General features: G+C 44.6%; 10 protein-coding genes. 7 read left to right on the top strand and 3 right to left on the bottom strand.

Translation table 11 applies throughout. The features are described from left to right. Positions 1-566: 566 nt before the first annotated feature. Together Q0R52_RS18325 and Q0R52_RS18320 are read left to right on the top strand one after the other, a co-directional pair. Complete coding sequence (locus Q0R52_RS18325; RefSeq protein WP_295796837.1) at positions 567-1,391, top strand: hypothetical protein; 825 nt, start codon at positions 567-569, stop codon at positions 1,389-1,391. Positions 1,392-1,995: 604 nt separating this feature from the next. Then, positions 1,996-3,246 (top strand): MFS transporter, encoded by a 1,251-nt coding sequence (locus Q0R52_RS18320; RefSeq protein ID WP_295796835.1) that lies wholly within the window; start codon positions 1,996-1,998, stop codon positions 3,244-3,246. 184 nt (positions 3,247-3,430) lie between these two features. On the opposite strand, the gene Q0R52_RS18315 is transcribed toward Q0R52_RS18320, so the two are convergent. Beyond that, positions 3,431-4,033, bottom strand: a complete 603-nt coding sequence (locus Q0R52_RS18315) for a peroxiredoxin (protein WP_295796834.1) — start codon at positions 4,031-4,033, stop codon at positions 3,431-3,433. Positions 4,034-4,224: 191 nt separating this feature from the next. Between Q0R52_RS18315 and Q0R52_RS18310 the strand changes: the two genes are divergently transcribed. The 3 genes from Q0R52_RS18310 to Q0R52_RS18300 all read left to right on the top strand — a co-directional run bounded on the left by Q0R52_RS18310 (position 4,225) and on the right by Q0R52_RS18300 (position 6,715). Beyond that, positions 4,225-5,220, top strand: coding sequence for an MBL fold metallo-hydrolase (locus Q0R52_RS18310; protein WP_295796832.1), 996 nt, complete (start codon positions 4,225-4,227; stop codon positions 5,218-5,220). A 404-nt stretch (positions 5,221-5,624) separates the two neighbouring features. Then, positions 5,625-6,131, top strand: a complete 507-nt coding sequence (locus Q0R52_RS18305) for a CAP family protein (RefSeq protein ID WP_295796830.1) — start codon at positions 5,625-5,627, stop codon at positions 6,129-6,131. Between the two features lie 77 nt (positions 6,132-6,208). After that, the gene (locus Q0R52_RS18300; protein WP_295796828.1) at positions 6,209-6,715 is read left to right on the top strand and encodes an OsmC family protein; all 507 of its coding nucleotides are present in this window, start codon (positions 6,209-6,211) and stop codon (positions 6,713-6,715) included. Between the two features lie 44 nt (positions 6,716-6,759). On the opposite strand, the gene Q0R52_RS18295 is transcribed toward Q0R52_RS18300, so the two are convergent. Next, positions 6,760-7,152: a DUF4242 domain-containing protein gene (locus Q0R52_RS18295; RefSeq protein ID WP_295796825.1), complete on the bottom strand. Its 393-nt coding sequence runs from the start codon at positions 7,150-7,152 to the stop codon at positions 6,760-6,762. Between the two features lie 140 nt (positions 7,153-7,292). Beyond that, positions 7,293-8,393, bottom strand: coding sequence for a nickel-binding protein (locus tag Q0R52_RS18290; RefSeq protein WP_295796823.1), 1,101 nt, complete (start codon positions 8,391-8,393; stop codon positions 7,293-7,295). Positions 8,394-8,734: 341 nt separating this feature from the next. Between Q0R52_RS18290 and Q0R52_RS18285 the strand changes: the two genes are divergently transcribed. Both Q0R52_RS18285 and Q0R52_RS18280 read left to right on the top strand, forming a co-directional pair. Further along, positions 8,735-9,589, top strand: coding sequence for a hypothetical protein (locus Q0R52_RS18285; protein ID WP_295796822.1), 855 nt, complete (start codon positions 8,735-8,737; stop codon positions 9,587-9,589). Positions 9,590-9,706: 117 nt separating this feature from the next. Continuing rightward, positions 9,707-10,207: a VOC family protein gene (locus Q0R52_RS18280; RefSeq protein ID WP_295796820.1), complete on the top strand. Its 501-nt coding sequence runs from the start codon at positions 9,707-9,709 to the stop codon at positions 10,205-10,207. Positions 10,208-10,336 lie beyond the last annotated feature (129 nt).

The following is a 10,336-nucleotide window of genomic DNA, read 5'->3' as shown; positions in this document are numbered from 1 at the left end:
CAGATAAACAGCAATCCCGTTAGCTGCAGACTATTCATTTATTTAAAATCCAGCCTTTCCTCCTCTGGCGCTAGTATGCAGCGAAGGCCAAAAGAGGTGGCGTACTAGTGCCCTGCGTTTAGGTAGTCAGCTTGCCCCCATTCAGGCGCGAGTATGCCGCGCAATGGCCAATGGAGGTGGCGTACTCGTGCCCCGCGTTTAGGTAGCCAGCGTTTATATAGCCCGCTTTACAAACAAGGCGGGCTTTTTTTATTTAAACCATTTTATTAACGCAAACAAAAAATGTAGCTTTAGCTCATCAGGCAAATTGATAGCAAAGTTTGATAGGCGTTCTTTTAATTTTTACCGCAGGTAATGTAAACCTAATATTCATCGAGTCACGAGTACCCCACCTCTAAGGCCTGCGCGGCATACTCGCGCCTGAGGGGGGATTGCCTTGGCTAAAAAATAAATGCACTTTTTAGTGGAATGTTGCGCTAACAGCACCAACAACCGGCTTTTTTAAAATAATGCGCTTTAAATTGACTACCATTGCACGGGGAAATTAGCCCCTTAATACCCTGGATATGAAACTAAAATTTCTACGCACATTATTTGTATTGTCGGCTGTCGTGTTTTTCTACGCATCGTGTAAAAAGCAGGGTGTTCCTTCGGCAGGCAACACCACTAAAGATGCTACCGATTACAAAACGCTGAGCAGCACTATAGGCACGCAATTTTATAAGTCGATTACCGGGCAATACGGCGGGGCCGATGTAAACAAAGGTATAACTTCACCTTATATTACCCATGCCGGCGGAAACAACAGGGTGCTCAACAGCATACCTGCTTTATGTGGTACTGTTATCGATACCACCTACAATACAAAAACCGGTACAAACCCCATCACTGATACTATTAAAACACATTTCGAAAATCTTCATTTTACTTTCACCTGCGATGCAGGACAGGTTAACGGGTACCAGGTTCGCGACAGCCTGGTAAATGTGGCAAACCATAGTTTTTTCGTTTTTGATACTTACGCCATCACGCAATACTACGCGGTGAAAGCGCTTGACCAAACCTATAAGCTTGTCTCTATGGATGGTTCGCTAAGCGCGTTTGTTGAAACAAAGAATATTGAAGCGCCCTCAACAATGTCCACAACTTCGGTTTATTATTTGGCAGGCCTTAAAGTAAACTTTGCTTCAGGAGCGGCCGACATTACCACCGGAACCACGAGTTTCAAAACAACCACTAAGTTGTATGGCCCGCAGACAAACTATCAAGAACAGGTTGCAACCTATTACGGCACTATTGTTTACTTAGGCAAACATAAGGCTAAGGTTACCTTTACCCCGGGAGCGTCTTACTTAGTCGACTTGATTACCGGAGTTGTTACACCTGCTTAACCAGTAAAAAGTATAACAGGCGCACCGGGCGAACAAAATATTGGGGTCACTTTCGGTTCCTCTCCCTGGTGCGATATAAAAGTAGCCCGCTTTGTTAAAAGGCGGGCTACTTTTATGATGTTGAATTTGTAATTTTCAAGTATTGCTGATTAGCCTGTTGACAACCTGTCGCTTTGTTACCTGTCAGCGGGCCACCCCGATAGATCGGGGCGGCAGCGCAAAAAGAAAACGCCGGCGGGAGCGGCGGGTTTACAGGTGTAAAGCCCTTTATTTTTATAATATTTTGGATATCAGGCATTTACCAATGTGCCGGGGTATACTGTTAACCCTGTCTGTAAACCCTAAATTAAAAGTCTGACTATCAACATATTATAAACAGCTAAAACTAAATACTTCTGATAATCAGCATGTTCCACAGTATTTCCGGGTGTTCCGCGTGTAAAAATGGAACGCTTTGCCGGCAGGGAATGCTTCTTAAGCTCATAATCCCCCTCAACCCTCCGACACCTCTTTAAACAACCTGAATGATTTAATTTAGCACAGCTAAAGCTCGCCCTAAATCCTATCTTAGGGCTCAAATCTCATTAAATTTTTTTTAGCACCTATGAAAAATGTTTTCTACGGCTGGTTCATGCTGGCGGGTTTGACGCTGATGTACGCTACGACCAATGGTGTGGGTGCTTATGCTTTAACGGTAATGCGGCCCCTGCAAATCAAATCCTTTGGCCTCGATCCGCAGAGCGCTGCGTTCCTGCCTACGCTCATGTTTGTAACCATCGCCGTTACTTCGCCCTTTGTCGGCTGGCTGCTCGACAGGTGGAACCCGCGTACAATTATTGCGATTGGCGCTTTCGGGGCTACGGGGTTAATATTTTTGCAGGCCTATATTACCAGCTATAGCGCATTGTGCGTGTTTTATGTATTATACGGCATTTGTATGTCGCTGGCCGGTATTATTTCTTTCATGTACCTGGTAAATAAATGGTTTCATCATTACAAAGGCCTGGCCACCGGCATTGTGATATTAGGGTCGAGCCTGGGCGGCATCATTTTCCCCCGCATTGCGGTAACGGCGGGTTCCGAATGGCAAAAGGCCTGCATGTTTTTGGGCATTATGTCGGCAATACTCCTGCTCCCCCCATTATTATTAATCAAAGCGGAACCTGCTGCAATCGGCACTGTTCCCGATGGAGCCCATTTCCCCGAAAGGCCCAATACACTACCCGGTAAACCCGACCTGTCCCTCAGCGACGCTTTTCGTTCCCATACGTTTTACCTGGTACTTATAGTAACCGCCATATTGTGGTTTTGTATAAAAGGATATCTTCAAAATCACGGGTTTGTTATGAAAGATCTGGGGCAAACTCCCGCCACGGCGGCAGCATTGCTGGGGTATTTTTCGGTGATGGCGATAGCCGGCAAATTGTTTTTTGGCTACCTGAGCGACAGGATCACAAAAGAGTATATCATGGTGTCGGCTATTTGCATTATGGCTGCCGGTTTTTTTATGCTGAACACTTTAACCGCAAGTATCTTTTTATTGAAGGCGTTTGCCTTAATTGCGGGGTTTGGTTTTGGCGGGGCGTTCACCATCATACAGGTGTGGGTTGCCAGTATTTATTGCGGCAAACGCTACGGCTCGGTTTTAGGCATAGTAATTATGATTGACGAACTGGCAGGCAGCGCCGGAATGATCGTGCTGGGTACCTTGCGAAAGGCAACCGGAAGCTTTAGCAGCGGTTTGGAATTAATGCTTGCTTTGTGTGTAGTGGCCATTATAAGCGCGTTGCTGGTACGCTATTCAAGGAAAGAGGGCAGCAACTTTTTATTGGCTTTTTCGAAAAGCAAAAAATAAGCACTGCGTATTATAATCCAAATGCCATTAACTTAAGCAAAAATTGCAGTCAATGCATTGGCGCTAATGCATTGGCGTTAACGCCGCTTCAAGAGGACTCACCCGCTCGACGCTTCGCTGGAGCTGCCCTCTCTTCGCTGCGCGTAAAGAGGGCTAACTAAAAAGCTTAACTTAATGATATTAATTATAGCCCTTTTACAATCGCCAGCGACTTTTCAACATGGTCGGTAGCTGAAATGTGATCGGTTTGTGAGGAAAAGACAGCTACAACTTTACCACTTTTATCAATGACAAAAGTGGTCCGCGGGATGAAACCGTGTGTAAGATCCATGCCGCGCACGTCTTTGATCCCGAGCTTTGCCGCTCCCATTGTAAGGCCGTATGATGCCGCAATTTTGCCTTCGGCGTCTGAAGCTACGGCGAACTTGCCAGCACAGTAATTCGGATCGGAAGAAAATGTATTCAGCCGCTGGATATCGTCGGCAGATACACCGATAATGGTAGCTTTAGCTGCGGCAAATTTATCGCTGAGTTCGGCGAAGGCATGTGCTTCCGCATCGCACCCGCCGGTATACGCAGAAGGATAGAAATAAATGACAACGGCCCCTTTCGCAAGGGCTGTTTTTAATGAAAAATCAAAGGCACTGCCGGCCAGGCTGGCCTGGGCGTTAAATACGGGCGCTGCATCTCCTTTTGACAACATTGTCGATTGGGCAAAGCCCGACCGGGCTACCAGGAGTAAAAAGCTGAAAATTAAAACAGATAAGCAATAATATTTCTTTAACATGGCGGATGGTTTTGACTGAATAATTGTTGTTCTTATCAAATTTACAATAGTTTGCAGAGAATTTACGAATATGTCATCAAAATTTTACTGTGCTACCCCCTGGCGCGGGCAGGCCAAAAGAAAGCTCAAAATGAGAAAGTTAAGGCATTGAAATAATTAAACAGCAGTATAAAATATTATATTTGGTAGCTATGACGACTAAAAACACTTACCATCCCCTGGTCATAATCACGCTTTTGATTTTCATTGTTCCGGCGTTCAGCTTTAATATATTTAGCCACAAAGCACCGCCTGCTGAAAGCTGGTGCGACCGGCCCCTGCGGCGCGGACTTGAAAAATTAGCGGAGATCAAAACATCGAGGCCCTGGTTTAAGGTTTACAACGTTGGGCACAACACTTACGCCATTGACGAACCGTATAATTGGGAGGAAACCATTGGCTACCTGATTTTAGGTAAAGATAAAGCCTTATTATTCGATACGGGCATGGGGCTCGACTCGATATCGTTTGTGGTAAAGGAACTAACCAAACTACCCGTAACGGTGCTTAATTCGCATACCCACCCCGACCATATCGGCGGCAACAGCGAGTTCGGCCATGTTTTGGCCATGAATACCAACTACACGCGCAACAACTCGGCCAGGGGATATCAGCACCAGGAAGTAAAATGGGAAGTACGCCCGGCTTCATTTTGCTTGTCCCGCCTGCCCCGTGCAGATACCGCTCATTATTCTATCAAGCCCTTTAAAGTTTCGAAGTTTATTAGTGACGGCTATATGATAGACCTTGGTTCACGAAAATTACAGGTGATAGCCACACCCGGGCATACCCCCGACGCGATTTGCCTTTACGATAAACAAGCCGGCGATTTTTGGTGCGGCGACAGCTTTTATGAGGGCCCTATTTTACTGTCGGGCGATAGCACAGATTTGAAAGCCTATAAAAAAAGCATAAACATCATGTCGCACTTTGCTGCTATGTCGAAACGTGTATTACCCGCACATAATCTTCCAATCGCAGATCCGGCCCTGGTAATTAAAGCCGCAGCGGTTTTCAACCAGATAGCATCGGGGGCGCAAAAAGGGGTACCGGGAGAAGACAATACGCTTGTATTTGATTTTGGTAAATTTTCCTATCAAATTGGTCAAAGGTTTATGCCGCAATTGGTATTGAGTAAAAAACCGTAAACTGGGCGGCGCAAATACGCCACAATATTCATCCTGCTTGTTGGTGACAATACCATAGGTGTTGGGAAGATTTAAAAAAAACCTTTTGTCATTCTGAACGTAGTGAAGAATCTTATAAAGTTGATAGGTCGCCGCTATACCTGTCCCGCGTTTATATCGCCCGTAGAAGATTCTTCGCTCTGCTCAGAATGACAAAATGAGTCTTCCCAACACCCGTGGTGATAACACCAACAAGGGCAGAAATTAAAAACTCTGATAATCAGCATGTTCCACAGCGTTCCTGGTGTTCCGCGTGTAAAAATGGAACGCTTTGCGAAAAAAACCACCGCCGCTTAAAATTCCTCACGTTGCCATCAGCCTCAAAATCACTATCTTTAATTACAAAACTTCAAAAAACATCTCCCATGAACAAACTCATCCTTGTAGCTTTCCTCCTGATCTCAACCCTCTCCTACGCCCAAAGCAAAATAGACACCACCGGCTCCAAAATATCTTCGGCCGATGCCCAAAAAGTACTGGACCACCATAACCTGGTACGAAAAGAAGTAGGCGTGCCTCCGCTTACCTGGAGCAAAGAACTTGCCGCCTACGCCCAGCAATGGGCCGATCATCTGGCCAGCACAAATACCTTTTCGCACCGGCCAAATAACCAAAACGGCGAGAATATTTTTATGGGCTCCGGCAGCTACACCCCTATGGATGCCTCTTTGAGCTGGTACAGCGAAATAAAAGATTATAAATACGGTAAGTTCACCGGCAGCGGCGGGGTGGGCCACTACACCCAAATGATCTGGAAAAACACAACCCAGGTTGGCCTGGGCGTGGCAATTGCCTCAAATGGCGACATCTACGTGGTGGCCAACTATGCCCCTGCGGGTAACTATATTGGGGAGTTTCCTTATGAAAAATAGTATAACAAAAATTGAGGCCGGCGCAGCCTGGCATATTTTACAATGCAGCTTACTGGTTTTTTATTAAACTTGTAATTATGAATGTAACAGAACTCAAAAACCTGCAGGCCCCGCTCAAAGATAAATATCGTGAGCAGCCGGAGTCGGCAATCATCACCTTAAAAGCAGAAGGCAAAATCGGCGAAGGGATTTCCTGTAAAGTAGAAACCGGCAAAGCTATTGTGGAAGCGGGGCTGCATCCCGCCACAGGTGGCACAGGTATGCTTGCATGCTCGGGCGACATGCTGCTGGAAGCTCTGGTGGCTTGTGCAGGTGTTACCCTGCAGGCAGTGGCAACAGCCATTGAAGTGAACATAAAAAGCGGGACCGTGCGGGCAGAAGGCGACCTGGATTTCAGAGGCACTTTAGGTGTAAGTAAAGAAGCCCCTGTGGGTTTTAAAACCATACGCCTGGAATTTGACCTGGATACAGATGCTGGCGAAGAGCAAATTACGGCGCTCAAAAAACTCACCGAAAGATATTGCGTGGTATATCAGACGCTTGCCAAAGGGGTGGAAGTTAAAACCGAATACCATATAAAATAAAAACCCGCACGAGGCGGGTCTTAAAAATTATTGCTGCGGTTTAATTACTCTTTAGCCGTTGCCGGGCTGATGGTTGTATTAATTTCGGTAATCACATTGGCAGGAAATCCTCCCTCTTTAGCATGTTCGCGGATGAGGTCCTCGTTCTCTGCTTTGTAAACACAGAAGATCTTGTCGCCGGTTACATAGCTCTGTAACCATTGAATTTTTGGGCCCATGTTTTGTAGCACACTACATGATTTTTGTGAAATAGCTTTTAACTGTTCAGGGGTTAATTTCCCTGCGTTAGGGATGTCGCGTTCGATAAGATAAGTTTTCATTTTTGTTGAATTTGGTTTTGATGAAGCGTCTGTTACTGTGGTTGTTTGTGCCATGGCGGTCATGCTGCTAAGCAGGACAATGGCTAGAAGCAGGATGTTGTTTTTGATGTGTTTCATAACATTTAGATTTAAGGATTAATGAATAATCAAAGATATTGCCGGCAAAAAGCGGGGGCTATAACAAATCATTCAATAAATGGCAATCTGTATGAAACAAATCCGTCAATAAGTGGTAAAATTTAATCGGGGGTGGGATTTTACGATAGCCGCTCGAGATAGGTCATGGGCAGGAGCCCGTATTTCTTTTTAAAACACTTGGTGAAATAAGAAGCACTGGTAAAGCCAGAATCGAAAGTTACCTGTGCAATGTTGTAATTCCGTTTCCGCATCAGTTCTTTTGCTTTATGCAACCTAAAATCCTGTACAAGCGAATTGGGCGGCAGGCTTGTGAGGGCTACTGTTTTCCGGTACAATTGCGAGGCACTCATGGCAGTTGCCGTACAGTAGTCCGAAATATTAAAATCTGCGTCCTGCCAGTTCTCTTCCAGCTTGCTGAACAATAATTTCAATAAATGCTCATCCTGCGGCAAAAGGTTCAGGAAATACTTTCGATCTTTCCGGAAAAGGTCATCCGCGATCAATTCTTTTACAGCTGATGCTATGGCTATCGTTCCTTCTTTTGCAATACGGCACATGTTTGATGCGAATTGAATGGTTTCGCCAAACAGGTGGTCGCTGTGCTCAACCGGTTCACCTGCGTTTACCGCTAACTTCAAATCAATTGGTTTTGAAATGGAATCCGGCATTTCTTTACGGATTGACAACGCACACGCCACCGCTTGGGAAGCTGAAGAAAATGAAACCACAAAACCGCTCCCTTCATATTCAACTTCCCGTCCACCATGTTGTGAAATATTTTTCCGGATAATTGCGGAATGCGTGCTTAACAATTCGCCCGCTATTTCATCGCCGAATTGATGCTTCAGCAAAACAGGATCAATCATTTTTGTAACCAATAATATCCGGAAAGATGGGTCGGCAAAAACTTTTAACCCTTCATTTGTGACCGCTGCATCGGAAGGGTCATAGATACGCCCCAGGAAAGCTTCAACCAGGTTACTATCCACTTCAATAATTTTATTGGGGGTAAGGCCATGTGCTTTGCTATGCATTTCGACCACTGCATCTTTATCCGGCGCCTCGATAAGGCAGAAAATACTTTCACGGGCTTCATCAATCCAATAGGTCATGCAGTTGCAGCCATGTTCGTGCTGGTGAAACAAGTCCAGCCGGTGCGCCTCAGCAACGTCTTTTGCTTTTACACCCGGAACAATATGAACATCCATGAATATCGGCATACCTATATTTATGTATTAAGAAGATGCTAAATTTAAGAGTTTTTTGCATTGGGTATAAATTAATCAGGATTTAATATGTTGATACCCTGCAAATTCCGGAAGTCCTGTGATTGATCCCTCTGCATAAACAGAAATTTATCTTTTACAAGGGTTAGGCTATCAACCGGCATATCACATGTTAACGCTAACTATACTGCGACATTATGCAAAGGATTGCTCAACGGCTGTGCAAGCATTTCCTTTTCGCGGCCGCGAGATATCCAGCCTTGTGATAGCTGAGCTTTTTCTTATTTTTGGATATCCCGGCTACCTTTTCACCAGTCGAAATAATTGTTAACTATATGCGCATCAAACTATTGTTGGGTTTTATCTTCATTAACACATTTGCGTTAGGACAATCGCTTAAGGTAGAAATTGATAACACCTATAATTTCAAACCAAGCAAGCTTTCCAAAGCCGAACAACAAGCAAAATTCCCGGTGATGGACAAACTTTTTGATAAAATTAAAAATGATACTGCACAATATTTACCTCAACTGCGGAGTGAATTGGCTGCAAACGGACACAATCCATATTTTTATTATGACGGCTGTTCCCTTTTGTTGGCCCTGTCTGATAAAAGCGCCGACAGAAATTTAATTGCCCAGGCAATCGTGAAAGCCGACCTGGAAGATTTAAACCCCGAAATGTATATCAGGATGTTAAACCAACTGGCTAACGAAGGGACTAACGTAACCGCTGCGGCTTTAAAGATTTTAAATGATGATAAATTTTTATTTTTTCTCCCGCAACATGTCTTTACTTTCGACCAGGGATACGCACTTACCTATATGCTGCTGCCGCAAAAGACGACATCTTATGTGGACGATTTAATCTCGGTTTTTAAGACATCAAGCCCCACTGCTCAACGATCAATACTTTTCACCTTATGGTTTGTTTACAGTTGCAAAGGGGATGAATTAATTAAAGCGGCAATTGACGACAAATCTTTAAGCAAAGACGTCAGGAAATTTGCTAAGGAAGTTATGGCACATAGCAAATTAAGCCAGGAAGAAGGAGACTATATTAAGACCCTTGGTAAAGCTGAGTTATCAAATTTGAAGACAGAAGCCTTGAAGCGATTTAGCGATGAAGCGGTAGGAGAATTAGACCTTGCAACAAAAATATTGCGAAGAGATACCAGTTGCCTACAATAGCTATTTTAGTCTCATTTTGAAATAAATTTCGCGCTATATCACGAAGCTTTGACTTTTCCGGTACTGCTGATTCGGAATAAATGAAATGATTATATTTAGGCTTTAAATCAACATATCATGAAAAAATTAATCCTTGCGTTATTTTTGCTGGTTGCATTTCTGCTGGGTTATGGTTTCAGAGGCATAACCTCTCCGCCAAACACCGGTCCGCGGGTAACCGGCATCGGCGGAATCTTTTTTAAAGCTAAAGATCCGGCTGCGTTAAAAACATGGTATGAGAAAAACCTGGGTATGCGCATGGTGCAAAGCGGTACCAATTTTGAATGGCACCAGGGTACCGACAGCACGAAAAAAGGGTTCACATTATGGGCGCCCTTTAAGGAAACCACCAAATACTTCCAGCCCTCAGAAAAGCAATTCATGATTAATTACCGGGTGGAGGGGCTGGCTCAACTTTTAGTGAAGCTGAAAGCCGCAGGTATTATGACCACGGACTCGGTGGAAAAAGCCAGTTACGGCAGTTTTGTACACCTGATGGATCCGGAAGGTAACAAGATAGAATTGTGGGAACCCAATGACGTAGAATACGCAAAAATGGGAACTATCACGAGCAAATAATTTACCAGCCACCGCTATAACCCCGTCACCCCATTTTAGTTGACCGGTCAATACTTATCGATATGTCCGAACAACTGCACGACGACGCAGTAAATTTCATTCGTGAAGCGGCCTGTTCATTGATAAATC

It is taken from the genome of Mucilaginibacter sp. (genome assembly GCF_025359345.1).
Lineage (GTDB): Bacteria > Bacteroidota > Bacteroidia > Sphingobacteriales > Sphingobacteriaceae > Mucilaginibacter.
Note: the sequence above shows the minus strand (reverse complement) of the source record. Positions and strands in the feature narration are given on the sequence as shown.